Below are 24,756 nucleotides of genomic sequence, written 5' to 3'. Positions count from 1 at the left end.
GACAGTCTGGGAGATACCTCCACGCTTGCTGATCCAGCGGTGGTGGCCGATCTCGTTACGCACCGGCTTGTCGCTGCCGAGTAGCATCGTTATACAACGCCAATACAGTTTTTGGGGAGGGTCACATGAAGATGTCGAAGCGGCTTGGCCTGTCGGTGGCGCTGGTCGCGCTGTGTACCGCCGGCGCGATTGCGGCACCCGCCGGCAAGCCGGTCGCCAAGCCCGCCGCCAAAGCGGCAGGCACCCCGCGCTATGGCCCCTTCGGCGTCGATCTGGCCGCCAAGGACCCGGCCGTCAAACCCGGCGATGATTTCTGGAACTTCGTCAATGGCGGCTGGGCCAAGCGCACCGACATTCCGGCGGACAAGGCATCCGTCGGCTATGGCAATGTGCTGACCGACGAGGCCGAGGCCAATGTCCGCCTCATTCTGGACGACATGGCCAAGAACCCGGCCAAATATGGCGCGACGGGCAAGCAGGTGGGCGATTTCTATGCCAGCTGGATGGACGAGGCCGGCATCGAGGCCAAGGGCACGGCGCCGCTGAAACCCTATCTCGACCGGATCGCGACGGTGAACGATCTGGAAGGGCTGCAGGTGCTGTTCGCCAGTGTCGGCTTTGAAGGGCCGGTGGGCTTCAGCATCATCCCCAACCTTGCCGACCCGACCCGCTATACCGCCGCCACCGGCCAGAGCGGCCTTGGCATGCCGCGCGATTACTATCTGCTGGACGGCGAGAAATATGACGGGTTCCGCAAGGGCTATCGCGCCTATATCCAGAAGATGCTCGAGCTGGGCGGCGTGGGCGATGCCAGCGCCAAGGCGGACGCGATCTTCGCGCTCGAAACGGCGATGGCCAAGGTGCATTGGTCGCCCGAGCAGAACCGCAACATCATGGCGCTGAACGACCCGCAGGACATTGCCGGGCTGGAGAAGAAGGCGCCCGAATTCGACTGGGCGCTGATGCTCAAGACCGCCGGGCTGGACAGTTCGCCCAAGATTTTGATGGCGAACAACACCGCGCTCACCGCGCTGGGCAAGATCATGGTCGCAACGCCGGTGGCCACGTGGAAGGATTATCTCGCCTTCCACTTCATCAGCGACAATGCCGCCTATCTGCCCAAGGCGTTCGATACCGCCCAGTTTGAGTTCTTCTCCAAGACGCTGGCCGGCGTGCAGACGCAGCGCGACCGCTGGAAGCGCGGCGTGCAGATGACCAATGGCGCGCTGGGCGAAGCGGTGGGGCAGCTTTATGTCGCCAAATATTTCCCGCCCGCCGCCAAGGCGCAGATGGCCGAGCTGATCGAAAATCTGCGCGCGTCCTATCAGGAGCGGATCAGCAAATCATCGTGGATGGATGAACCCACCCGCAAGGCCGCGCTTGCCAAGCTGGCCGCGTTCGAGCCGCGCGTCGGCCACCCGGACAAATATATCGATTATTCCAGCTTCACCGTGGTGCGCGGCGATGCGCTGGGCAATGCGCGGCGCTCGGCGGAGTTTCAATATCAGTTGCAGCTGTCGCGCTTTCCCAAGCCCGTCGATCGCAGCCTGTGGGGCATGACGCCGCAAACGGTGAACGCCTATTACAACCCGCTTGCCAACCAGATCACCTTCCCGGCCGCGATCCTGCAGCCGCCCTATTTCGATCCCAGGGCGGACCCGGCGGTGAATTATGGCGCGATCGGCGCGATCATCGGCCACGAAATGGGCCATGGCTTCGACGATCAGGGCAGCCAGTTCGGCCCGACCGGCAAGTTCGAGAATTGGTGGACGCCGGCCGCCAAAAAGGCGTTCCAGGAGCGCACCGCCGCCCTTGCCGCGCAATATGACCAGTATGAGGCCGTGCCCGGCACCAAGGTGAACGGCAAGCTGACGCTGGGTGAGAATATCGGCGATCTGGGCGGCGTTGAAGCGGCTTATGGCGCCTATCAGCGCTATCAGGCCAAGCACGGCAAGGCGCCGGTGATCGGCGGGTTGACCGGGGACCAGCGCTTCTTCCTGGCCTATGCCCAAGCCTGGCGGACCAAGCTGCGCGAGGGGGCGGCACGCGCCCGCGCGCTCACCGACCCGCACAGCCCGCCCTATAACCGGGTGAACGGCATCGTCCGCAATGTCGATGCCTGGTATGCCGCGTTCGATGTGAAGCCGGGCGACAAGCTCTATCTGCCGCCCGAGCAGCGCGTGCACATCTGGTAACGCCTTGCCCGACCGTGCCGGCGGTGGCAGCATCGCCGGCACAAAACAGCTAAGGAGAGCGGCGATGGAACTGCGCGCATTGAGCCCGCATTGCGGGACCGAAGTGCTGGGCGTTGACGTGCGCACGATCGACGACGGCACGCTGGCCATGATCCAGGCCGAGGTCGCCGATCGCGGCGTCGTGATGATCCGCGATCAGCAATTGCAGCCGGAGGATCACATCGCCTTTGCCCGGCGCTGGGGCGGGATCGACGTGAACAATTATTTCCCGGCCAATGGCGGCTATCCGGAAATCGCCGAGGTGAGGAAGGCAGAGACGCAGCTGGCCAATATCGGCGGCGGCTGGCACACTGACCATAGCTATGACGATGTGCCGGCGATGGGATCGATCCTGGTCGCGCGCGAGCTGCCACCGGTGGGCGGCGACACGCTGTTCGCCAGCATGGGCGCCGCCTATGACGCGCTGTCACCCGAGATGCAGGCCCGGCTCGAAACGCTGAACGCGGTCCACTCGGCCGACCATATCTATGGCCGCAACGGCATCTATGCGAAGACCGATCAGGCCGCCGATCTGCACGGGCACGATATCGGCGCCACCGCCGTCCACCCGGCGGTGATCCGCCATCCCGTCACCGGCCGGCGCCTGCTCTATGTGAACCCGGCCTTCACGCTCCATTTCGAGGGGTGGACGCGCGAGGAAAGCCAGCCGCTGCTGCAGGAACTTTATGCGGTGGCGCTGCGCGAGGAATTTCATTGTCGGCTGAAATGGGCGCCCGGCTCCGTGGCGGTGTGGGACAATCGCTCGACCTGGCACCTGGCGGTCAACGATTATCACGGCCATCGCCGGCTGATGCACCGCATCACCATTTCCGGCGTGCCGCTGCACTAGGTTGATTTCATCTTAACTGGAAAGCGATGGCGCTCGCCCACCCCCGCCCCCTCCCGCATGCGGGAGGGGAGAGTGGGCTGCAATAAACGCCGGAGCCCCCGCTGGTCAGGCCAGCTTGTCGATCTTCGCCTGCAGTTCGGCCAGCTGCGCCTTCAGCTCGGCGATCTCTTCATCCTTGCTCTTCGCATCCGCGCGCGGCTTGAAGGCAGAGGTTGCCGCCTCGAACATTTCCATGTTGCGCTTGGCAATCTCGGCGAAGGGCGAATGGGCAAAGGCGCCCTCGACCGCCGATTTGAACTGCGCCTGGTTGCGGCGGAAGCCGGCCATCGACGCTTCCAGATAATCGGGCACCATTGCCTGCATCGAATCGCCGTACATCGCGATCAGCTGGCGCAGGAAGTTGACGGGCAGCATCGTCTGCCCCCGGCTTTCCTCCTCCATGATGATCTGGGTCAGCACATTATGGGTGATGTCATCCTCGGTCTTGGCGTCGATCACCTTGAAGTCGCGCCCCTCGCGCGTCATCGCGGCCAGATGCTCAAGCGTGATGTAGGATGAGGTCTCGGTGTTATAGAGGCGACGATTGGCGTATTTCTTGATGATGACGACGCCGTCGTCCGTGGACTTTTTCATGGCTGGGGAACCCCTGCATCGTGACGCTACCGCCCATAGCAGCATCGCTTGCGGCACCGCAACATGGGCCGCGCCCTTTGCCGCTGTTTCTCGACATTTTGCGCAGCGAAACCGCAGCATCGCCCGAACGGCGGCAGGCCGCACTCACCGGGCTTGCCGCCTATCAGGCCGCCGCGCGGGCGCCCCGGCCAGAGGGCGCACCGGTGGTGGCCCGCGCCGGCGCGGCGGCCTTGCGCGATTATGGCGGCGCGGGCGTGCCGGTGATGTTCGTGCCGTCGCTGATCAACCCCCCCTTCATTCTCGATCTGGCGCCGGAGCGGTCGCTGCTGCGCTGGCTGCGCGCGCGCGGCGTGCGGGTGCTGCTGGTCGACTGGGGCACGCCGGCGCCGGGGGCGGACGATATCGACCATCATGTTGCAGCGCAGCTGGTGCCGCTGATCGCGGCGCTCGACCGGCCGCCGGTGCTGGTCGGCTATTGCCTGGGCGGCACGATGGCGGCGGCGGCCGCCTGCCTGGCGCCGGTCGCGGGCCTCGCCACGCTGGCCACGCCTTGGCATTTCAGCCGTTTCGGCGATGTCGCGCGGGGGCGGATCGCGGCGCTTTGGGCGGCGGCGCAGGCGCCGTGCCGCCAGCTGGGGCTGGTGCCGATGGAAGTACTGCAGACCGGCTTCTGGCAACTGGACCCCGCGCGCACCATCGCCAAATATGAACAGTTCGGCACGCTTCCCCCCAACAGCGCCGCCGCGCGCGATTTCGTCGCGCTGGAGGATTGGGCGAATGCCGGCGCGCCGCTCTCTTTCGGCGCCGGGCGGCAGCTGTTCGAGGATTTCTATGCCGCCGACCGGCCAGGGCGCGGTGCCTGGACGATTGGCGGGCGCGCCATCGCCCCGCAGGCGCTGACCTGCCCGACGCTCGACATCGTCTCGACCACCGACCGCATCGTGCCGGCGGCGAGTGCGGCGGGCCTTGGCGCGCAGCTGGCGGTCGAGGCCGGGCATGTCGGCATGGTGGTCGGCCGCCGTGCGCGCGAAACGCTGTGGCAACCGCTTGCGGATTGGCTAAACCAAATCATCCGCGCTAGATAACGCCATCCATCCTTTCACCCCGCCTTCCCCAGGGAGATTGCCGCCATGACCGAGATCGTCATTTCCGCCGCCAAGCGTACCCCCGTCGGCAGCTTCAACGGCGCCTTTGCCGGCACCCCGGCGCACCAGCTGGGCAAGGTGGCGATCGAGGCGGCGATGGCGGATGCCGGCATTACCGGCGCCGATGTCTCCGAAGTCATCATGGGCCAGGTCCTGTCCACCGCGCAGGGGCAGAACCCCGCGCGCCAGGCGGCGATGGCGGCCGGCATTGCCCAGGAAACCCCGGCCTGGGGCGTCAACCAGGTGTGCGGATCGGGCCTGCGCGCGGTGGCGCTGGCCTATCAGGCGATTGCCAATGGCGACGCGACGATCATGGTCGCCGGCGGGCAGGAGAATATGACGCTGTCGCCGCACGCCCAATATCTGCGCGCCGGGCAGAAGATGGGCGATCTGCAGCTGGTCGATACCATGCTGAAAGACGGGCTGATCGACGTGTTCAACAATTATCACATGGGCATCACCGCCGAAAATCTGGCCGAGCGTTACCAGATCACGCGTGAAGCGCAGGACGCCTATGCCGTTGCCTCGCAGAACAAGGCGGAGGCCGCCCGCGCCGCCGGCAAGTTCAAGGACGAGATTGCCGCCGTCACGGTGAAGGGCCGCAAGGGCGACATCGTGGTGGAACAGGATGAATATATCCGCGACGGCGCCACCATCGAAGGCGTGCAGGGCCTGCGCCCCGCCTTCAAGAAGGACGGCACGGTGACGGCGGCCAACGCCAGCGGCATCAACGACGGCGCCGCCGCGCTCGTCGTCACCAGCCGGGCTGAAGCGGAAAAGCGCGGCATGCCGATCCTGGCGCGCATTGCCAGCTGGGCATCGGCCGGGGTCGACCCCGCTTATATGGGCATCGGCCCGGTGCCGTCGGTCAAGCGCGCGCTGGAAAAGGCCGGCTGGTCGATCGGCGACCTCGACCTGATCGAATCGAACGAGGCCTTTGCCGCGCAGTGCATGTCGGTGAACAAGGAGCTGGGCTGGGATCTGGACCGGGTGAACGTGAACGGCGGTGCGATCGCCATCGGCCACCCGATCGGCGCCTCCGGCGCGCGGCTGCTGACCACCCTGCTCCACGAAATGGCGCGCCGCGATGCGAAGAAGGGTCTGGCCACCTTGTGCATCGGCGGCGGCATGGGAATTGCGCTCTGCGTCGAGCGCTGAATCCCGCCTGAACGCAATGTTGCATAACTGTCACAACGTTGGAGATTAATTAACTTTCCCTTGCGGATTGCGCTAATTTGCTTGCGCGGAATGGCGGCTTGGATTTTCTGGTCGCTGAACTCCCGTAAGTGGAGTGGATTCGGCCAAACAGGGGACCATTGATGAAATTTTCGAAGCTCATGGCGGCGACCGCCCTCGCCACCGCCACCTTTGCGTTGCCGGGCGTTGCGATGGCGCAGTCCGCGCCCGCCCCGGCCCCGGCGCAGGAGCCGACGGACCAGCCCGAGGACGTGGCTGGCAATGCCGAGCCTGCCGTGGTCGTCACCGGCACCCGCATCAACCGCCCCGGCCTGACCTCGAGCGCGCCGATCACCTCGCTCACCGGTGGTGAACTCACCGCGCGCGGCCAGATCAACGTCGGCGACATTCTGAACCAGCTGCCGCAGTTCCGCGCGACGTTCAGCCAGGCGAACTCGGGCCGCTTCATCGGCACTGCCGGCATCAACGCGCTCGACCTGCGCGGCCTTGGCACCGCTCGCACCCTGGTGCTGATCGACGGCCGCCGCATCGTGACGGCGACGCCGGGCATCAACCGCCCCGACGTCAACATCATCCCCAACGACCTGATCGATCGCGTCGACACGCTGACCGGCGGTCTGTCGGCGGTTTATGGTTCGGACGCGGTGGCCGGTGTGGTCAACTTCGTCCTGAAGAAGGATTTCGACGGCTTCCGCGCCCGGGCGCAGGCGGGCATCAGCTCGTTCGGCGATCGCGGCTCGCAGCAGATCTCGATGACGGTCGGCAAGAACTTCGCCGAAGGGCGGGGCAACATCTCGTTCTCGTTCGAATATTCGCACCAGGACAATGTGTTCTTCACCGATCGCGACGATCAGACCGGCGCGTTCAGCGGCCGCAACCAGTTCCAGCTGGTGCAGAATACCGGCCCTATCGCCAACCCCTCGGCAGGGTTGCTGCTGCGCGCCAGCGGCGAACCGGCGGCTGGTGACGGCATCCCCGATACCGCCTTCATCCGCGGCATTCGCAACAACAACATCTCGCTCGGCGGCCTGTTCACCGCCGCCTGCCCCACCGCGGCGGCGACGGGTGAGTCGACAGCGGCGTTCAACGCCCGGCGCGCGGCGGCCTGCTCGGGCCTCGCCGATCCGGCAAGCCCCAACGCACTGGCGCAGTTCGGCCGCACCTTCGTGTTCCAGCCCGACGGCTCGCTGATCGCCAACCCCTGCATCACCGATTATCGCCCGTTCGGTTCGTCGAACTGCCAGGGCGGTCTGGGCTCGACGCTGCGTGAATCGGGCATTCTGAACCCCGCGTTCGACCGGTTCGCCTTCTTCGTGCAGGGTCGTTACGAATTCTCGCCGGTGTTCGAGCCGTACTGGCAGGCCCAGTTCGTGCGCACCAATTCAAACCAGGAAGGCCAGCCGACCTTCTTCAACAATACGTTCAGCATCAACAACCCGTTCCTGACGCCGCAAGCACGCACGCAGCTGCAGTCGGTGCTGACGCCGGGTGCGACGACCTTCACCGCACAGCGCTTCAACATCGACTTTGGCGGCCGCGGTGAGCAGCATCGTCGTGACCAGTATCGCGCGGTGGTCGGTGTCCGTGGCACCTTCAACGACGACTGGAAGTATGACCTGTCGTTCAACTATGGCCACCTCTACACCTTCTATGCGACGGCCGGTAACATCGACCGGCAGCGTTACACCAACTCGATCAACGCGGTGACCAATGCCGCCGGCCAGATCGTGTGCGGCATCAACGCTGACACCAACCCCGCGAACGACGATCCGCGCTGCGTACCGGTGAACCTGTTCGGTGACCGCCAGGTCAGCCAGGCGGCGCTGAACTATTTCGGCTACACCTCCACCCGCGTGCAGAAGGCCGATCTGTTCAACGTGGTCGGCTACGTCGCCGGTGACTCCTCGCAGCTGTTCGAGCTGCCCGGTGGCCCGGTGTCGTTCGTGGTCGGCGGTGAATATCGCGTCGAAACTGCCTTTTCGGCGTTCGATCCGTTCACCTCGGGCACCGCGCCCGGTGTGACCTGCCCGGCCGCAGGCTGCACCTTCCTCAACACCATTCCGGACTTCCGCCCGCCGGCGCAGAAGGTTGCGGAAGGCTTTGGCCAGATCTCGATCCCGGTGTTGAAGGATCTGCCCTTTGCTCATTCGCTGACCTTTGAACTCGCGGGCCGCGTGTCGAACTACAATATCGGCCGCACCGGCACCGTGTTCACCTACAACGCGACGATGGTGTGGGCGCCGGTGCGCGACTTCCGCATCCGTGCCGCGATTGCCCGGTCGGTCCGCGCACCCACGCAGAGCGATCTGTTCTCGCCGCTCAGCCAGACCTTCCTGAACGGTCTGGTCGATCCCTGCGGCCAGCAGAACATCAACAACAACCCCAACCGCGTGCGCAACTGCGCGGCCGCCGGTGTGCCGACCACCCAGACCTTCACGGCGGGTGGCGTGACGACGACGGAAGCGTTCACCAACCGGCCGGCCTCGGGCATTTCGGGCTTCAACGGGTCGAACGCCAACCTGTTCGCCGAAACCAGCGACAGCTACACGGTCGGCTTCGTCTTCGAGCCCCGCTTCATCCCGGGTCTGACGCTGACGATGGACTATTACCGCATCATCGTGCGCAACTCGATCAACGCGCTTGCCGCGCAGACGATCATCAACCAGTGCTATGACAACCCGTCGGGCATCAACAACCCGTTCTGCGCGTCGATCTTCCGTAACCCGAACGGCACTTTCCTGGGCCAGAGCGACGTCAACCATGCCGGTACCGTCGTCTCGCTGACCCCGACGGGCGCGTCGTTCATCTCGGGTCCGTTCAACTATGCGAAGAACCTGAACAGCGGCATCGACGCTGACCTCAGCTATCGCAAGAAGCTGGGCGGCGACTGGAACATCTCGACCCGCATCCTGGCCAGCAAGGTTTTCGAGCGGTGGAACTTCACCGACATCAACGACCCGAACTTCGCGCTGCGTCAGCTCGGCAATCTGGGTGATCCGGAATGGCAGGCCAACTGGTCGATCAACCTCTATACCAAGAACATCAACATCGGTTATCGCCTGCGCTATGTCGGCCAGCAGACGATCGCTGCCTATCAGTCGCAGAACGTGGTGCAGGGCCGTCCGCCTGAAAACGCCGACGCACTGCCCCGCATCACCTATCCGGACATCACCTATTCGGACTTCCGGATCGATTACACCTTCAACAAGAATTACAGCTTCTTCTTCGGCGTCGACAACGCCTTCAACCAGCTGCCGCCGCTCGACCTGATCGGCACCGAAGTGTCGCCCTATGATCCGGTGGGCCGCTTCTTCTCGGCTGGCGTGACGGTGAAGTTCTAAGCCGCCAGACTTTGCGACCTACGGGGCTCCCTCGCTTGCGAGGGGGCCCTTTTTCTTTGCGGAAGATGGCGGCAGCGCGGGGGCAGCGACGCTGAAAGGGGGGCTAGGCCCAGACCCGATCAAACCGGGCGCCCAGCCCCACCAGCAACTCATAGGGCGACATGCCGGAGAGCGCAGCTGCTTCGCCCAGCTGGAAGTCGAAGCGCACCCAATCGCCTTCCGCCAGCGCCGGCGCGGCACTCACGTCGAGCGCGGTCAGGTCCATCGACACGCGGCCCAGCACCGGCAGCGCCACACCCCCCGCCCGCGCAACGCCACGCCCGGAAAAGCCGCGCCAATAGCCATCGGCATAGCCCAGATTGACGATCGCCACCTCGGTATCGCGGGCGGCGATGTGGGTCGCGTTATAGCCGATCGCCTGCCCCGCCTTCAGCACGCGCCGCTGCAGGATCTGCGCCTCGGGAAAGGCGACCTGGCGGATATGCGGCGAAAGCGACGCGCGCGGCACCCCGCCATAAAGCGCCAGGCCCGGCCGGGTGAGATCGAACGCATAGTCCGCCCCGAGCGCGATGCCGGCGGAATTGGCCAGGCTGAACCGGCGCGCGGGCACACGGCCACGCAGCGCCGCGAGCGCCGCCGCCTGACGGGCGTTGGACGGCACATCCTCGTCGGCGCTCGCCAGATGGCTCAGCACCGTGTCGATCTCCAGCCCCGCCACGCTTTCCAGCGCGTCCGGCGACAGGCCCAGCCGGTTCATGCCGGTGTCGACCATCACGTCGCACGGCCCCCCGCCACCCTCGCGCCAGCGTGCGACCTGTGCGGGGGTGTTGAGCACCGGCCGCGCATCAGGCAGCGCCGCCGCGATCGCCATATCCTCCGCACGCACGCCGTGCAGCACCGACACGTGCACGCCCAGCGGCGCCAGTGCCTCCGCCTCTGCCCAGGTGGCGACGAAGAAATCGCGGCACCCGGCATTGGCCAGCGCCTTCACCACGCCGGTTGCGCCCAGGCCATAGCCATCGGCCTTCACCGCCGCGCCGCACGCCGCCCGGCCGCTCAGCCGCTGGAGCGCGCGCCAGTTGCCGACCAGCGCATCACGATCGAGGATAAGCCTTAACGGTGCCGTCATCGCCGCCGGTTACGCGCCCGCGCCGCGCCGCGCCAGCCCCTTCGGCCCCGCCGGATCAGCCGTGCCGATGCTTTGGCTCCTTCAGCCAGATCAGCGTCACCACCAGCGCCATCGCCACCACGTCAAAGCAATACCACAGCCCGCCATAGGGATCGCCCGTGCGCGCGACGATATACTGGCTGATAAAGGGCAGGAAGCCGCCGAAATAGCCGGTGCCGACATGATAGGGGATCGACATCGACGAATAGCGGATGCGCGCCGGGAACAGCTCCGTCAGCAGCGCCGCGACCGAGCCATAGGTCATGCCCGACAGCGCGGTGAGCAACGTCATGCACAACAGGATGATCACGATGCTGCCCGGCCCGGGCACGATGCGGTCGAGCTTGTAGCCGGCCTGGGCGAGGGCTGCATCGAGCACTTCCTCGCTGCCGGCCGCCACCGGCTCGCCGCCAATCGTCGCCACCGCCACCGGCGCCTCTGCGGTGGTATAGGGAATGCCCTTTTTGGAGAAATAGTCGAGCAGCTGGCCACAGGCACCGGCCTGCTTGGCCTGGAACGGGTTATAGGCACAGTCCGGCCCGGCGATCACCACCGGCGCATGCTGAGCGGCGCGCGCCAGGCCCGGATTGGCCGCCTGCCCCATCACCCAGAAGATCGGGAACAGCGCCAGCAGTGTCAGCGCATAGCCGATGACGATGGGCAGCTTGCGCCCCACCCGGTCAGACAGCCAGCCGAACAGAATGTACCAGCCCAGCCCCGCCAGCGCGCCCACCGCGACCAGCAGCTGCGCCGGCGTGTCCGCCATCCGCATCGGCCCCTGCAGAAAAGCGAGCGACGAGAACAGCGCGGTGTACCAGATCACCGTCAGCCCCGCGGCAATGCCGAACAGCGCCACGAACAGGCGGATGAGGTTGCCGGGATAGGTGAAGCTTTCGACAAAGGGGTTTTCGGCGGTTTCGCCGGCGTCCTTCATCGCCTTGAACACCGGGCTTTCCGACAGCTTGAAGCGCATCCACAGCGACACCGCGAGCAGCGCCAGGCTGAAGATGAAGGGCAGGCGCCATCCCCATGCGTCCCAGATCGCCGCCGGCAGCACTGCCTTGCACGCCAGCACGACCGCAAGACTGAGCACGAAGCCGCCGGGGACGCTCGCCTGAATGAAGCTGGTGTAGAAACCCGCGCGGCCCGGCGGCGCATGTTCGGCGACATAGATGGCCGCCCCGCCATATTCGCCGCCCAGCGCCAGCCCCTGCAGGATGCGCAGCAGCAGGATGATCGCCGGCGCCCACAGGCCAATGGCGGCGGCCGAGGGCACGAAACCCACGCCTGCGGTCGCCAGCCCCATCAGCGTGATCGTCACCAGAAAGGTGTATTTGCGCCCCAGCCGGTCGCCCAGATAGCCGAACAGCACCGCCCCCAAGGGGCGAAAGCCGAACCCCACGGCAAAGCCGGCCCAGGCCAGCAAGGTCTGGATGATCTCGCTACCCGCCGGAAAGAAGGTGCGCCCGATAATGCCGGAGGCCGCCAGCGTGCCGTAAATGAAGAAATCATACCATTCGAACACCGTGCCCAGCGACGACGCGGTGATCACCAGGCGCACATCGGCATCGCCCGGTTCCGCCATCTGCTCCGCTGCCACGCTTGCCATGACCCCTCCTTATCGTTGGGGACCACGATTAGCGGCTTTCGCCCCGGCGGCAAGCATGGTGTGGCGGGGATGCGCGCCGGGCCAGCGCCGTTCAGCATCGCTTCGAATTGCGACTGACCAAAGCCCCTCCCCTTCAGGGGAGGGGTTGGGGTGGGGCCTCTCCAAGGAAGCGCGGCGCCCTGCATCCAGGCCCCACCTCCCGACCTCCTCCCCTGAAGGGGAGGAGTTGAGACGCCCGGCGCGCACGGGCACCGGATCAGCGCCCCGAAACCCTAGCCCTCCAGCGCGCGGATGATGGCGGAAAAGTCCAGCCCGCCCTGCCCGGCATCGGCAAAGGCCTGATAGAGTTCGGCCGCGCGCGCACCCATCGGTGTGGTCGCGCCGCTATCGGCGGCGGCAGCGGCAGCGAGCTTCAGGTCCTTCAGCATCAGCGCCACCGCAAAGCCGCCCTGATAATCGCGGTCGGCCGGGGTTTCCGGGCCGACGCCCGGCACCGGGCAATAGCTCGTCATCGACCAGCTCTGGCCGGAGGAGACGCTGGCAATGTCATAGAATTTCTGCGCGGCCAGGCCCAGTTTCTCGGCCAGCACGAATGCCTCGCAGGTGGCCACCATGGTGGCGCCCAGCAGCATGTTGTTGCAGATCTTGGCCGCCTGCCCGGCGCCATTGTCGCCGGCATGGATCACCGCCTTGCCCATCTGCGCCAGAATGTCGCGCGCGCGGGCAAAGTCCCGGTCGCTGCCGCCGACCATGAAGGTGAGCGTGCCGGCATTGGCCGCCGCGATCCCGCCGGAGACGGGCGCATCGACCGCCGCCAGCCCCTTGGCCGCCGCTGCCGCCGCCACGCGCTTGGCGGTCGCCACGTCGATCGTCGAACAGTCGATCAGCAGCGTGCCGGGCGCCGCCGCGCCGAACACCGCGTCGGTATAGACGCTTTCGACATGCGCGCCGGCGGGCAGCATCGTCACCACCGCTTCGGCACCCTGGGCAGCCTCGGCAGCACTTGCCACCGGCAGGCAGCCGGCGGCCTTGGCCCGCGCCAGCGCCTCGGCCGACAGGTCGAACGCGTGCACGTCATGCCCCGCTTTGGCCAGATTGGCGGCCATGCCCGCGCCCATGTTGCCGAGCCCGATAAAGCCGATGCGTGCCATGTCATCCTTCTCCTGTGCCCGTCCCGACCCTATAAGCGTTCGTCCCGAGCGAAGTCGAGGGACGCGGCGGCGAGTGCAGCACGTCGCTCACGTGCCTCGACTTCGCTCGGCACAAACGGAGGGAAGAACACGGTCGTTACCGCCCCGTCCAGTTGCCCGGGCGTTTCTCGACAAAGGCGGCCATGCCTTCCTTCTGGTCCGCAGTGCCGAACAGGCCGTGGAACAGGCGCCGCTCGAACAGGATGCCCTGTGCCAGCCCGGTTTCAAAGCTGGCGTTCACCATTTCCTTGTTGGCGATGGCGGCAAGCGGGGGCATGCCGGCAATCGTCTCGGCAGTCTTCAATGCCTCGTCCAGCAGCTCGGCCGCCGGCACGACGCGCGCGACGAGGCCCGACGCTTCCGCTTCGGCGGCGTCCATCATCCGCCCGGTCAGGCACATTTCCATCGCCTTGGCCTTGCCGATCGCGCGGGTCAGCCGCTGCGACCCGCCCATGCCGGGGGAGACGCCCAGCTTGATCTCCGGCTGGCCGAATTTGGCATTGTCGGCGGCGATGATGAAATCGGCCATCATCGCCACTTCACACCCGCCGCCCAGCGCATAGCCGGCCACCGCCGCGATCCACGGCTTGCGCGTCGCCGTCACCTTTTCCCAGCCGGCGAAGAAGTTGCTGCCGAACATGTCGGCAAAGCCCTGATCGGACATTTCCTTGATGTCGGCACCGGCCGCGAACGCCTTTTCGGAGCCCGTCAGCACCAGGCAGCGCTGGCCGGGATCGGCATCATAAGCGGCGAACGCGTCGATCAGCTCGGCCAGCACCTGGCTGTTGAGCGCATTGAGCGCATTGGGCCGGTTGAGCGTGACGAGCGTCACCGCGTCACGATGCTCGACAAGGATGGTTTCGTAGGTCATTGGCACCTCTCTCTAAATCGTCACCCCGGGCTTGACCCGGGGTCCCGCTTCAATCCCCCGCCCCAAGGCAGCGGGACCCCGGCTCAAGGCCGGGGTGACGGGAAATCTCAGTTGGGCGTCCAGCCCTCCCCCTCGGGCATCGCGGCAAAGATCGCGTCCAGCATCGCCTCGGTCACGCCATCGGGCGTGGCGGGGTTCCAGCAGGGCGCATTGTCCTTGTCCACGATCACGGCGCGCACGCCCTCGATAAAGTCGTGGCTGTGCACCATGCGCGCGCCGATCGCATATTCCTGGGCCATTTCGGCGGCGAAATCGGGCATGGCGGCGCCTTCCTTCAGCTGGCGAAAGGCAACCGCCATCGACAGCGGCGATTTGGTGCGCAAGGTCGCTGCCTGCTTCGCCGCCCAGTCGCCACCGTCGGCATCGAGCGCGGCCAGAATCGCGGCCACGCTGTTGCCCGCGAACAGCTTTTCGATCTGCGGCCGGTCGACCGCGATCTGTGCCAGCGGCGCGCCGACGCCGTGCGCCTTCAGCGCGGCAAACAGATCATCGGCACCGTGGAGCGACTGCAGCGCCGCCGGAATCGCCTCGGCCGGCAGATAATGCGTCGCCAGCCCCAGCGTCAGGCATTCCGCACCATCCAGTCGCGCGCCGGTGAGCGCCAGATAGATGCCCACCCGCCCCGGCAGCCGCGCCAGATACCAGCCGCCGCCGACATCGGGGAACAGGCCGATGCCGCTTTCGGGCATGGCAAAGCGCGTATTCTGCGTCGCCACGCGATAGCGGCACGGCAGCGCGATGCCCACGCCGCCGCCCATGGTGATGCCGTCCATGAAGGCAATGGTCGGCTTGGCATAGGTGAACAGCGCGTGGTTCATGCGATATTCGGCGTGGAAGAAGGCGCGCGCCTCGCTGCCATCGCCCTGCCCGCTTTCCGCCAGCATGCGGATGTCGCCACCCGCGCAGAAGCCCCGCCCCTCGGCATGATCGAACACGACGCAATCGACCCCGTCATCGGCGGCAAAGCGCGCCAGCGCCGCGCTGATCGCCAGGCACATCGGCGTGTTGAGCGCATGGAGCGCCTTGGGCCGGTTGAGCCGGATGCGACCGATCCGGCCCTCGGTGAAGGCAAGCACCTCGCTCATCAGATCCTCCCCGCTTGCGGGGAGGGGGACCGCGAAGCGGTGGAGGGGGTTCGCCACACGCGCACCCCCGCGCCCATCGCCTGGCCCCCTCCACCGTCCTTTGGACGGTCCCCCTCCCCATGAATGGGGAGGATTGCCACCAGTTGCGTCACTGCCGCGTCAGCTCCCGCCCCACGATCATCCGCATGATCTGGTTGGTGCCCTCCAGAATCGAATGGACGCGCAGATCGCGCCAGAAGCGCTCGATCGGATAGTCCATCAGATAGCCATAGCCGCCATGCAGCTGCAGCGCGCGGTCGACCACCGCGCTGCCGGTATCGGTCGCCAGCCGCTTGGCCATGGCGGCAAAGCGCGTCTTGTCGGGGGCGTTCGCGGTCACTTTCGCCGCCGCCAGATAGAGCAGCGCGCGCGCCGCCTCCAGTTCGGTTGCCATGTCGGCGAGCATGAACTGGGTATTCTGGAAATCGCTCACCGCCGTGCCAAACTGGTGCCGGTCGCGGGTATAGCCGATCGCCTCGTCCAGGCAGCGCTGCGCCCCGCCCAGCGAACAGGCACCGATGTTCAGCCGGCCACCGTCCAGCCCCATCATCGCGATGCGAAAGCCCTCGCCCTCGCCGCCCACGCGGTTTTCGACCGGCACGCGCACACCGTCCAGTATCACCTGCCGCGTCGGCTGCGAGTGCCAGCCCAGCTTGCGCTCGTTCGCGCCGAACGACACGCCGGGCATGTCGCGCTCGATCACCAGGCACGAAATGCCCTTGGGGCCCTCCTCGCCGGTGCGGACCATGGTGACATAGACGTCATTCTCGCCCGCGCCGCTGATGAACTGCTTGGTGCCGGTGACAACATAGTCATCGCCGTCGCGCACCGCGCGCGTCTTCAGCGCCGCCGCGTCGGAGCCGGAGCCGGGCTCGGTCAGGCAATAGCTCGCGATGGTGTCCATGGTGACGAGCGAGGGCAGATACTTCGCCTTCACCCCGTCCGACCCGAAGCGGTCGATCATCCAGCTCGCCATATTGTGGATGCTGATAAAGGCGCTGGTCGAGGGACAGCCATAGGCCATTGCCTCCATGATCAGCGCCGCCTCCAGCCGCCCCAGATTGATGCCGCCCGACGCTTCCGAAACATAGATGGCGCCAAAGCCCAGCTCGGCCGCCGCCTTGATCGTGTCGCGCGGGAAGATGTGCTTTTCGTCCCACTCGCCGGCATGGGGGGTGATGCGGTCGGCGGTGAATTTGCGCGCCAGATCCTGGATCTCGCGCTGCTCGTCGGTCAGGTCGAACTGGGTCATGGCCCGGCTCTAGCCGCAGCCGCGCGCGATTCCCAGCCCCTCGCGCGCCCTCGACGGCTCGCGCTGTGCGCGCCATAAGCGGCGCACCATGGGGCCGCTTCTTCTTGCCGACGCCGCACTACGCCTGCTGGCGACGGGGCAATTGCTGCTGATCGCGCTGGTGATCGGGCGTGGCACCGCGCCGCGCACCATCCGCATCGCGACCGCGCTGCTGCTGGCGGGGGTTTGCTGCTACCTGACGCTGGCGACCCCGTTTCTCGCGCGGCCGATCCGCACCGCCTGGCTGCCGGTGCAGCTGGGCGCGCAGAGCGTGCCGGTCACGCTTTGGATCTTTGCCCACCTGCTGTTCGAGCGGCCGATCGACAGGCGGACCGCGATTGCAGGGGCAGCCGCCTGTTTCGTGGTGTGGCTGTTCTTTGCGCTGCCCAGCTTTGCGCCGCCAGCCGTGCAGATGGCGGTGCGACAGGTCGGGCGGTTGATCTGGCTGGGCTTTGCGATCCACGCCCTGATCATCGCGATCAGCGAACGGGGTGACGACCTGATCGAAAAGCGCCGGCGGTTACGCGTGGGATTCGTCATCGTCATCGCAACGCTGGCGGTGGTGGTGATCGTGCTGGAAATCGCCTTCGGCTTTCGCGGGGTGCCGCTGCTCAGCATTGCCCAGTCGGCGGCGATTCTGGCGGCCACGTCGGCCATGGGCGCCGCGCTGCTGCAAAGCGACCCCGAGCTGCTGTTCGATCCCGCCGCCCCCGCGCCGCCGCCCGCCCCCGCGCTCAGCCCGGCCGAATCGGTGCTGAAGGCAAAGCTCGACGCGGCGATGGCGGGCGGCGTCTATCGCACCACCGCGCTCTCCATCGGCCAGCTGGCCGATCAGCTGGGCGTGCCCGAGCACCGGCTGCGCCTGTTGATCAACCAGCGGCTGGGCTATCGCAATTTTTCCGCCTTTTTGAACGAGGCCCGCATTGCCGAGGCGAAGCGCCAGCTGGCCGACCCGGCCTGTGTCGCGCTCCCCATCCTCACCATTGCGATGGACCTGGGCTATGGCAGCCTGGCCCCCTTCAACCGCGCCTTTCGGGAAGCGACCGGCCAGGCCCCGGGCGACTGGCGCCGGGCCGCCTTTGCTGAAAAAAGCTGATCGATTTCGAAATCGCCGGCCAATTTTCAGCCGCGCGGCGACGGTGCCCCTGTCCTTCGGCAATGGGCTTTGCCATCATCAACCCAACCTGCCGGAGCCCGTTGCGTGACCGACACCTTGTTCCTGATTGCCAGCCGCATCGCGCATAGCGTGCAGATCGAGTTCGTCCGCTATCTGGCGGGTGCAGCGGGCGTTGCCATCCTCTACTGGCTGATCCGTCGCTGGATCGAGCCGCGCCGCATCCAGCCGCGCAAGGCAAGCTTTGCCGACCGGCGCCGCGAATTCCGCCAGTCGATGGAAACGTTGCTGGTGTTCGCCTTTGTCAACCTGGCCACCTTCGCGCTGGTGCGCAGCGGCATCATCCCGGTGCATCGCGGCACGCCGGATGCGTGGATGCTCGCCTGGCAGCTGCCGGCGATGGTGCTGCTGCACGATGCCTGGTTCTACTGGATGCACCGCACGCTGCACCACAAATCGCTGTTCCGCCGCGCGCATTATGCCCATCATCTCAGCCGCACGCCGACCAGCTGGGCCGCCTATAGCTTTGCGCCGATCGAGGCGGTTGCCGAAAGCATCTATATCCCGATGATGTTCATCGCGCTGGGCTGGATCGCGCCGATCGAGGCGTGGGCGGTGTTCATTTTCCTGGGCCACCAGATCGCCCGCAACGCCATCGGCCATTCGGGGTTCGAGCTGGCCTGGCCGGGCTTCACCCGCTCGCCGCTGACGGGCTGGCTGACGACGACGACGCACCACGACCTGCACCATACCGAGGGGCGCTATAATTTCGGGCTCTATTTCACCTGGTGGGACCGGATGATGGGCACCGAACATCCGAAGTACCATGAGCGGTTCGAGGACGTGGTCGGGCGACGGGCGGCGGCAGCGCCGGTCGAGGCGGAGGTGGAACTGGCCTGAGCCCCCTCCCGTCACCCCGGCCTCGTGCCGGGGTCCAACCCCCGGCAGGCGGGCCACTGGAACTTCAAGCGTCTCATCCGGCCGCACCGTGGACCCCGGCACAAGGCCGGGGTGACGCAAGAAAGAGGATAGACGACCGCGATCCTTAGCGACGAGCAAGAGATAAGGCAGTCGGCTCCCCACCCCCCATAGCCACCCCTACCCCCCAGCCAACTCGCTCAACATCGCCGGGGTCAGCACCTGCGGCAGCACTTCCGGCTCCTTCGCGCCGGGCCTGTAGAACAGATACAGCGGCACGCCCGCGCGGTTATGCGCTTCGATGAAGCGGCCGAGCCTGGGGTCGCCGTCGGTCCAGTCGCCGACCATCACAGCGACATTGTGCTTCGCGAACGCCGCCTTCACCTGATCGGTGTCGATCGCGACGCGTTCGTTGACCTTGCAGGTCAGGCACCAGTCGGCGGTGAAATAGGCGAACACGGGCTGGCCCTTGGCGCGTGCCTCGGCCAGCTTCTCCTCGCTGAACGCCGCCTTGTTCTCCGCCGCCAGCGCCGCCGCGGCCCCCGCCCCCTTGGGCGCCGGGCGAATGGCATAGGCGGTCGCGCCCGTTGCCGCGATCAGCGCGACAAGGCTCAGCCAGTGCGCCGCGAGACCACGATGCTGCCGCCGCCCAACGACGAACAGCACCGCTGCGACTCCCACCGCGCCGATCAGGCCGATCGTCATCCCGTCAACGCCCGCCTCGCCGCCCAGCACCCAGGCGAGCCACACCGCCGTCAGCCCCATCGGCACCGCGAGCAGGTGGCGGAAGGTGGCCATCCACGCGCCGGGCCGGGGCAGAGCGCGGCGCAGCGCGGGCACGAAGCCGATGGCGAGGAAGGGCAGCGCGAGGCCCAGCCCCAGCCCGGCAAAGATCGCCAGCCCCGCCGGCCAGGGCAGCACCAGCGTGGCGCCCAACGCTGCCCCCATGAACGGCCCGGTGCACGGCGTCGCGATCACGGCGGCGAGTGCGCCGGTGGCAAAGGCGCCGCCCGCGCCGCTTGCCCGGTCGACAAAGCGGGGGGTGGGAATTTCGAAGAGCCCTGCCAGATTGAGCGCGAGCGCGACCACCAGCAGCAGCAAAACCGCAACAAATTGAGGGCTTTGCAGCTGAAATGCCCAGCCCGCCGCAACGCCCGCCGCCCGCAGCGCCAGCACCGCCGCGCCCAGGCCCACAATCACCAGCAGCACGCCGGCAGTGTATGCGAGACTGTCTAGTTGCGCTTCCCGCGCCCCGACATTGCCCTTCGCCAGCGTCAGCGCCTTCAGGCTGAGGATCGGAAAGACGCAGGGCATCACGTTCAGGATCAGCCCGCCCAGCACGGCCCCACCCAGCGCCAGCAGCAACGTGGACCACAGGCCGCCCCCGCCGTCGGCGACCGGCGCCACGGCTCCCGGGGTCGCGGTCAGCATCAGCCCGCTGGCATGGCCAATGCGCAGCACGCCGCTGATGGCACCGCTCCCGCCGCTGCGGCCGGCGCCGGTTTCGATCACCAGCCGGTCGCCATCGCGCATCACCCGCTGCGGCGCGCTATAGGCCAGGCGGTTGGGCGTGACCGGGAAGAAATAGGCGTCGGCAAGCGGCGCCGCCGCCGGATAGGGAATGGCCAGGCGCAGCGTCTGCCCGCTCAGCTGATAAATGGCGCTGCCGCCCAGCGGCCGGGGCAGCGCCCGGCGGAAGGCGTCGAACTGCGCGCGCCGGGCAGGGTCGACGGCGCCGTCGCCGACCACCAGGTCGAGCGCCAGCTCCGCCTTTTCGGGCACGCAGATTTCGTTGGTGCACACCAGATAGCTGGCCTTCAGCCGCACCGGTAACCGGGTGCCCGGGGCGAGACCGGCGGGAATCGACAGGTCGATGAGCGGGGTGAAACGCTCCTCGAACACATAGTTCATCAGCGCGTCGGCCCCGTCGCCGATCAGCAGCGTCGTCGGCACCGGATAGCGCGGCGCGCCCGCCGTCACCCCGGCCGGCAGCGTCCATTGCAGCTTGGCCGGAAAGCCTGCATCGCCCGGATTCTGCCAATAGCCGTGCCAGCCTTTTTCGGGCACCGCGTCATAGGCAATCGTCACCCGGCTGCCGGCGGCGGGCTTTTGCGTCTCCGCGATCAGCGTGATCGCGATATGGCGCGGCCCCGTTGCCCCCGGCACCTGCGCCCGCGCAGCACCCGTCAGCCCCAGCATCAGCCAGAACAGCGTCACAAGAACGAAACCGAAGCGCCGCATGGGTGATCCTTGCCTAGAAGCCTGCCTTCGCCGATAGCCCGGTTGACGCCAAGACCAAAATGGGGGGACGCGCCAATGAACCTTGTCAGACTGTCTTTCGCAGCCCTTGCCACCATGGTTACGGCGCCCGCCCTCCCGCTCCAGGCGCAGACCGCGCCGGCCGCCGCTCCCGCCGCCGCGCCGACGCCCGCCAAGCCGCCGCGGCTGATCGTGGTGATCTCGGTCGATCAGTTCTCGGCCGATCTGTTCGCCGAATATCGCAATCATTTCTCCGGCGGGTTCAAGCGGCTGCTGTCGGGCGTGGTGTTCCCCAGCGCCTATCAGAGCCACGCCGCGACCGAGACCTGCCCGGGCCATTCGACGTTGCTCACCGGCATGCACCCGGCGCGCACCGGCATCATCGCCAATAGCTGGACCGACCTGAAGGCCGCGCGCACCGACAAGACCATCTATTGCGCCGAGGATGAACGCGTCGCCGGCAGCAATTCGGTGGCCTATACCGTGTCCGACACGCATCTGCTGGTGCCGACGCTGGGTGAGCGGATGAAGGCGGCCAATCCGGCGACGCGCACCGTCTCGGTCGCCGGCAAGGACCGCGCCGCGGTGATGATGGGCGGCCACAAGCTCGACGAGATCTGGTGGTGGGACGGCAAGAAATTCGCCAGCTATGCCGGCCGCGCCGAACCGCTGGTGGTGACGCAGACCAACCAAGCCGTCACCCAGCTGATCGCCCGCGAAAGCGCCCCGCTCGACGAGCCCGACTTCTGCAAGAGCCGCGACCGCGCCATCCCGATCGGCGCGGGCAAGAGCGTGGGCACCGGCCGGTTCGCGCGCGCGGCCGGCGACACGCGCGCCTTCCGCGCCTCGCCCGAATCGGATGGCGCGGTGTTCGCGCTGGCCGCCGCCTTCGTGCAGACGATGAAGCTGGGCCAGGGGCCGGCGACCGACATCATCACCATCGGCGCCTCCGCCACCGATTATGTCGGCCACAGCTATGGCACCAATGGCAACGAAATGTGCCTGCAGCTGGCCGCGCTCGACGGCACGATGGGCGACTTCTTCGCCAAGCTCGATGAGCTGGGCATTGATTATGAAGTGGCGCTGTCGGCCGATCATGGCGGGCATGACCTGCCCGAGCGGCTGCGCGACGAAGCGGTGCCCGATGCGCAGCGGATCGACCCCGCGCTCACCACCAAGGCGGCAAGCGACGCGGTCGCGGCCAGGCTGAAGCTTACCGGCCAGCTGCTGTTCGGCGATTCGGGCTCGGGCGATGTGTGGATCGACCCCAAGCTGACCCCCGTACAGCGCACCGCCGTGCTGAAGGAAGCGCTCGCTTTCTATCGCGCGCAGCCGCAGGTGGCGGCCGCGTTCAGCCGGGCAGAGATCGAGGCGGCCCCGGCGCCGACCCTGCCGCCGCCGGCTTGGTCGCTCGTCCAGCGGGCGCGGGCAAGCTTTCACCCGGCGCGCTCGGGCGACATCGTCGTCGCGCTGAAGCCCAACGTCACCCCGATTGCCGACCCGACGCGCGGTTATGTCGCCACCCATGGCTCGTTCTGGGATTATGACCGGCGCGTGCCGCTGCTGTTCTGGCGCAAGGGCATCAGCGGGTTCGAACAGCCCCTGCCGGTGGAAACGGTCGACATCGCGCCCACGCTCGCCGCCACCATCGGCATGCGGCTGGCGACGCCCGATGTCGACGGGCGCTGCCTCAGGATCGATGCATCAATGAACGCGGAACTCTGCCGCTAGGGTTTTTGGCACCGCTTGAGCGGCACCAGCCGTTTCAGCTCGCCGCCTGCCCGGCGATGCAACCGGGCACGCCACGGCGGATCTGTTCCGTCGTCAGGTGGCAGCCATCATGGCGCCAGCCCGGCGGCATCCACAGGTAGCGCAGCTTGTCGATCAGGCGCGGCGCGCGGCGCATCTCGCCCACCAGCCATTGCAGGCCGGAGGTCTGGATATCCCAGATCCGGTCGCTTTCCAGCTGCTTGACCAGGCCATAGGTCGGCTCTTCCTCCTCGCGCTGGAAGCTGCCGAACAGCCGGTCCCACACAATCAGCACCTGGCCATAATTGCGGTCCAGATATTTGGGTTCGGTGCCGTGGTGCACACGGTGGTTGGCCGGCGTCGCCAGAATCTCCTCCAGCACGCCCATGTGCCGCACCAGCCGGGTGTGGTTGAAGATACCCCACAGATTGCCGAAGAATTTGGCGGCAATGAACATCGGAAACGCCACGCCCATCAGCGGCAGGAACAGGAAATAGGCCGGCTGCATGATGCCGCCCAGCCCCAGCGCCGTGCCGCGCGATGCGACGGTCAGGTTCATCTCGCGCGAAGAATGATGGCTGGTGTGGATCGCCCAGAACAGCCCGGTGCGGTGCGAAATGCGGTGATCGACATAATAGGCCAGATCGTTGAGCAGGAACGCCGCCACCCAGCCCCACCAGCTGTACGGCATGTCGAACAGGCGCAGATGGTCATAGACCAGGAAATAGGCCCCGACGAACAGCGGCCCGCCGACGAACGCGTCGATGATGGCGGTCACGCTGCTGTTGATCACATTGGCGCGCGCATCGCGCTCGTTCCAGTCGGTCCGGTCATGGAGCAGATAGGTCAGCCGTTCGACCAGGATCATCGTGACATAGCTGCCCAGCGCCCAGAAAAAGGCGCGTTCGCCGCTCACTTCGGCGGCGACGGCGTTCCACCAGTCGACGATCCCCGAGTCCATCGCCAAAGGCTATCCCAGCCCCGGTGCCCGCGCAACCGCGCAAGTGCCTGTGGTTACGCGGACTTATCGCTGCTCGAAGGGGCGGATGCCCGGCCCCAGCCGGTTGGCGCCGATCGCCAGCCGCTCGCGGCTCGCGTCCGCCACGAACGCGGGATTGCGCGTGTCGCCGGGCGACAGGCTGGCGCTGTTGTTCACGATGCGCAGGCCCGCCGAGGAATAGGTGCGTGCCTCTGGCGCGACGCTGATCAGCGCGGAATGATTTTCCTTGTCGCGGCCCTGGACGAAATTGTTGCCGGAGATCACGCCCGTTCCGCCTTCGGACAGGTCGATCATATAGTTGGTCTTGCGGCCGCGCGTATCGTCGAAGCTGTTGTCGGTGATGTCGACGCGCGGGGTGCGCAGCTTCACATAATGGCCGCCGCGCCCGCGCTCGAACCGGTTGTTGCGCACGGTGATCTGGCCCTTGTTGGCCAGATAGATCGAATGCGCGCAATCGGGCGTTTCGTCACACTGGCCAAGCCCGGCGAAGGTCGAATATTCGATGATGATGCGCTGGTTACCGCCCACCCCGCCAAGAATGCCTTCCTGACTGTCGAGGAACATCGCGTTCTTCACGGTCAGGTCGCCAATCTCGCTGCGGATGCCGGCACCATTGCCATCGGGCACGCGGATGTTGCGAAAAACGATGCCGTCAACCTCCGCCCCGCGTCCGCGCAGCACCAGCACGGCCTTGCCCTCGCATGCCGTGCCGTCAAACACCACGGTGCCCGGCTGGCGCGCGCGAAAGATCGTCTTGCCCCATTCCTGCACGGCACATTGGCGATAGACGCCGGGCGCGATCAGAATGGTCGACCAGGTGAACTCACCGCGCGGCTTGGCAGCGACCAGCGCCTGATCGAGGGTTGCAAAGCTCTCGCCCGTCTCTGCGATGGTGAACGCGCCCGGCCCGCCCTGCGCAGCGGCAGGGGCAGTCAGGGCAATGGCAAGAAACGGCAAAATGCGGCGCATGGCTGGGCCTCCAGTCGGCAGCATATCTATGCCG

18 protein-coding genes are annotated in these 24,756 nt (G+C 66.8%); 8 read left to right on the top strand and 10 right to left on the bottom strand.

What is annotated here, in order from left to right; translation table 11 throughout:
- Nucleotides 1-125: 125 nt before the first annotated feature.
- Together K2Y03_RS03760 and K2Y03_RS03755 are read left to right on the top strand one after the other, a co-directional pair.
- A complete protein-coding gene (locus tag K2Y03_RS03760) occupies nucleotides 126-2,195 on the top strand; it encodes a M13 family metallopeptidase (protein ID WP_294088387.1) in 2,070 nt (689 codons plus the stop codon).
- A gap of 64 nt (nucleotides 2,196-2,259) precedes the next feature.
- A complete protein-coding gene (locus K2Y03_RS03755; protein WP_294088386.1) occupies nucleotides 2,260-3,084 on the top strand; it encodes a TauD/TfdA family dioxygenase in 825 nt (274 codons plus the stop codon).
- A gap of 105 nt (nucleotides 3,085-3,189) precedes the next feature.
- Here the strand turns inward: K2Y03_RS03755 and phaR are convergent, their stop codons facing one another.
- Nucleotides 3,190-3,717 carry a polyhydroxyalkanoate synthesis repressor PhaR gene (gene phaR / locus K2Y03_RS03750; RefSeq protein WP_294088385.1) on the bottom strand — a complete coding sequence of 176 codons (528 nt, stop codon included), beginning with the start codon at nucleotides 3,715-3,717 and terminating at the stop codon, nucleotides 3,190-3,192.
- Between the two features lie 77 nt (nucleotides 3,718-3,794).
- Between phaR and K2Y03_RS03745 the strand changes: the two genes are divergently transcribed.
- The 3 genes from K2Y03_RS03745 (at nucleotide 3,795) to K2Y03_RS03735 (ending at nucleotide 9,400) form a co-directional block, all read left to right on the top strand.
- Nucleotides 3,795-4,802: an alpha/beta fold hydrolase gene (locus tag K2Y03_RS03745; RefSeq protein ID WP_294088384.1), complete on the top strand. Its 1,008-nt coding sequence runs from the start codon at nucleotides 3,795-3,797 to the stop codon at nucleotides 4,800-4,802.
- A 45-nt stretch (nucleotides 4,803-4,847) separates the two neighbouring features.
- Nucleotides 4,848-6,020: an acetyl-CoA C-acetyltransferase gene (locus tag K2Y03_RS03740; RefSeq protein ID WP_294088383.1), complete on the top strand. Its 1,173-nt coding sequence runs from the start codon at nucleotides 4,848-4,850 to the stop codon at nucleotides 6,018-6,020.
- A gap of 161 nt (nucleotides 6,021-6,181) precedes the next feature.
- Nucleotides 6,182-9,400, top strand: a complete 3,219-nt coding sequence (locus K2Y03_RS03735) for a TonB-dependent receptor (protein ID WP_294088382.1) — start codon at nucleotides 6,182-6,184, stop codon at nucleotides 9,398-9,400.
- Nucleotides 9,401-9,503: 103 nt separating this feature from the next.
- Here K2Y03_RS03735 and K2Y03_RS03730 read toward each other — a convergent pair whose 3' ends face one another.
- The 6 genes from K2Y03_RS03730 to K2Y03_RS03705 form a co-directional block, all read right to left on the bottom strand.
- Nucleotides 9,504-10,529, bottom strand: a complete 1,026-nt coding sequence (locus K2Y03_RS03730) for an alanine racemase (RefSeq protein WP_294088381.1) — start codon at nucleotides 10,527-10,529, stop codon at nucleotides 9,504-9,506.
- Between the two features lie 55 nt (nucleotides 10,530-10,584).
- Entirely contained in the window at nucleotides 10,585-12,177 is a 1,593-nt protein-coding gene (locus K2Y03_RS03725; protein WP_294088380.1) for an MFS transporter, read from the bottom strand.
- A 272-nt stretch (nucleotides 12,178-12,449) separates the two neighbouring features.
- Nucleotides 12,450-13,328, bottom strand: a complete 879-nt coding sequence (mmsB, locus tag K2Y03_RS03720; protein ID WP_294088379.1) for a 3-hydroxyisobutyrate dehydrogenase — start codon at nucleotides 13,326-13,328, stop codon at nucleotides 12,450-12,452.
- A 136-nt stretch (nucleotides 13,329-13,464) separates the two neighbouring features.
- On the bottom strand, nucleotides 13,465-14,238 hold the full coding sequence (locus tag K2Y03_RS03715; RefSeq protein WP_294088378.1) for an enoyl-CoA hydratase: 774 nt from the start codon (nucleotides 14,236-14,238) through the stop codon (nucleotides 13,465-13,467).
- A gap of 107 nt (nucleotides 14,239-14,345) precedes the next feature.
- Nucleotides 14,346-15,383: an enoyl-CoA hydratase/isomerase family protein gene (locus tag K2Y03_RS03710; protein WP_294088377.1), complete on the bottom strand. Its 1,038-nt coding sequence runs from the start codon at nucleotides 15,381-15,383 to the stop codon at nucleotides 14,346-14,348.
- Nucleotides 15,384-15,531: 148 nt separating this feature from the next.
- Nucleotides 15,532-16,674 (bottom strand): acyl-CoA dehydrogenase family protein, encoded by a 1,143-nt coding sequence (locus tag K2Y03_RS03705; protein ID WP_294088376.1) that lies wholly within the window; start codon nucleotides 16,672-16,674, stop codon nucleotides 15,532-15,534.
- A gap of 88 nt (nucleotides 16,675-16,762) precedes the next feature.
- Here K2Y03_RS03705 and K2Y03_RS03700 point away from each other — a divergent pair, with 88 nt between their 5' ends.
- Nucleotides 16,763-17,809, top strand: a complete 1,047-nt coding sequence (locus K2Y03_RS03700; protein WP_294088375.1) for an AraC family transcriptional regulator — start codon at nucleotides 16,763-16,765, stop codon at nucleotides 17,807-17,809.
- Between the two features lie 105 nt (nucleotides 17,810-17,914).
- A complete protein-coding gene (locus K2Y03_RS03695; protein ID WP_294088373.1) occupies nucleotides 17,915-18,727 on the top strand; it encodes a sterol desaturase family protein in 813 nt (270 codons plus the stop codon).
- 198 nt (nucleotides 18,728-18,925) lie between these two features.
- Here K2Y03_RS03695 and K2Y03_RS03690 read toward each other — a convergent pair whose 3' ends face one another.
- On the bottom strand, nucleotides 18,926-20,986 hold the full coding sequence (locus K2Y03_RS03690; RefSeq protein ID WP_294088372.1) for a thioredoxin family protein: 2,061 nt from the start codon (nucleotides 20,984-20,986) through the stop codon (nucleotides 18,926-18,928).
- A gap of 75 nt (nucleotides 20,987-21,061) precedes the next feature.
- Here K2Y03_RS03690 and K2Y03_RS03685 point away from each other — a divergent pair, with 75 nt between their 5' ends.
- The gene (locus tag K2Y03_RS03685) at nucleotides 21,062-22,735 is read left to right on the top strand and encodes an alkaline phosphatase family protein (RefSeq protein WP_294088370.1); all 1,674 of its coding nucleotides are present in this window, start codon (nucleotides 21,062-21,064) and stop codon (nucleotides 22,733-22,735) included.
- 34 nt (nucleotides 22,736-22,769) lie between these two features.
- Here the strand turns inward: K2Y03_RS03685 and K2Y03_RS03680 are convergent, their stop codons facing one another.
- Nucleotides 22,770-23,714 (bottom strand): sterol desaturase family protein, encoded by a 945-nt coding sequence (locus K2Y03_RS03680; RefSeq protein ID WP_294088369.1) that lies wholly within the window; start codon nucleotides 23,712-23,714, stop codon nucleotides 22,770-22,772.
- A gap of 63 nt (nucleotides 23,715-23,777) precedes the next feature.
- On the bottom strand, nucleotides 23,778-24,722 hold the full coding sequence (locus K2Y03_RS03675) for a right-handed parallel beta-helix repeat-containing protein (RefSeq protein WP_294088368.1): 945 nt from the start codon (nucleotides 24,720-24,722) through the stop codon (nucleotides 23,778-23,780).
- Between the last annotated feature and the right edge of the window lie 34 nt (nucleotides 24,723-24,756).

It is taken from the genome of Sphingomonas sp., from assembly GCF_019746015.1.
Lineage (GTDB): Bacteria > Pseudomonadota > Alphaproteobacteria > Sphingomonadales > Sphingomonadaceae > Sphingomonas.
This window is presented reverse-complemented; position numbering and strand designations above follow the sequence as displayed.

What these genes read in the sequence shown, in the direction of transcription:
- K2Y03_RS03675 (WP_294088368.1), bottom strand. Translation starts at nt 24,722, where the DNA reads ATGCGCCGCATTTTGCCGTTTCTTGCCATTGCCCTGACTGCCCCTGCC.
- K2Y03_RS03730 (WP_294088381.1), bottom strand. Translation starts at nt 10,529, where the DNA reads ATGACGGCACCGTTAAGGCTTATCCTCGATCGTGATGCGCTGGTCGGC.
- K2Y03_RS03685 (WP_294088370.1), top strand. Translation starts at nt 21,062, where the DNA reads ATGAACCTTGTCAGACTGTCTTTCGCAGCCCTTGCCACCATGGTTACG.
- K2Y03_RS03690 (WP_294088372.1), bottom strand. Translation starts at nt 20,986, where the DNA reads ATGCGGCGCTTCGGTTTCGTTCTTGTGACGCTGTTCTGGCTGATGCTG.
- K2Y03_RS03705 (WP_294088376.1), bottom strand. Translation starts at nt 16,674, where the DNA reads ATGACCCAGTTCGACCTGACCGACGAGCAGCGCGAGATCCAGGATCTG.
- K2Y03_RS03755 (WP_294088386.1), top strand. Translation starts at nt 2,260, where the DNA reads ATGGAACTGCGCGCATTGAGCCCGCATTGCGGGACCGAAGTGCTGGGC.
- K2Y03_RS03760 (WP_294088387.1), top strand. Translation starts at nt 126, where the DNA reads ATGAAGATGTCGAAGCGGCTTGGCCTGTCGGTGGCGCTGGTCGCGCTG.
- mmsB (WP_294088379.1), bottom strand. Translation starts at nt 13,328, where the DNA reads ATGGCACGCATCGGCTTTATCGGGCTCGGCAACATGGGCGCGGGCATG.
- K2Y03_RS03710 (WP_294088377.1), bottom strand. Translation starts at nt 15,383, where the DNA reads ATGAGCGAGGTGCTTGCCTTCACCGAGGGCCGGATCGGTCGCATCCGG.
- phaR (WP_294088385.1), bottom strand. Translation starts at nt 3,717, where the DNA reads ATGAAAAAGTCCACGGACGACGGCGTCGTCATCATCAAGAAATACGCC.
- K2Y03_RS03725 (WP_294088380.1), bottom strand. Translation starts at nt 12,177, where the DNA reads ATGGCAAGCGTGGCAGCGGAGCAGATGGCGGAACCGGGCGATGCCGAT.
- K2Y03_RS03735 (WP_294088382.1), top strand. Translation starts at nt 6,182, where the DNA reads ATGAAATTTTCGAAGCTCATGGCGGCGACCGCCCTCGCCACCGCCACC.
- K2Y03_RS03680 (WP_294088369.1), bottom strand. Translation starts at nt 23,714, where the DNA reads ATGGACTCGGGGATCGTCGACTGGTGGAACGCCGTCGCCGCCGAAGTG.
- K2Y03_RS03740 (WP_294088383.1), top strand. Translation starts at nt 4,848, where the DNA reads ATGACCGAGATCGTCATTTCCGCCGCCAAGCGTACCCCCGTCGGCAGC.
- K2Y03_RS03700 (WP_294088375.1), top strand. Translation starts at nt 16,763, where the DNA reads ATGGGGCCGCTTCTTCTTGCCGACGCCGCACTACGCCTGCTGGCGACG.
- K2Y03_RS03715 (WP_294088378.1), bottom strand. Translation starts at nt 14,238, where the DNA reads ATGACCTACGAAACCATCCTTGTCGAGCATCGTGACGCGGTGACGCTC.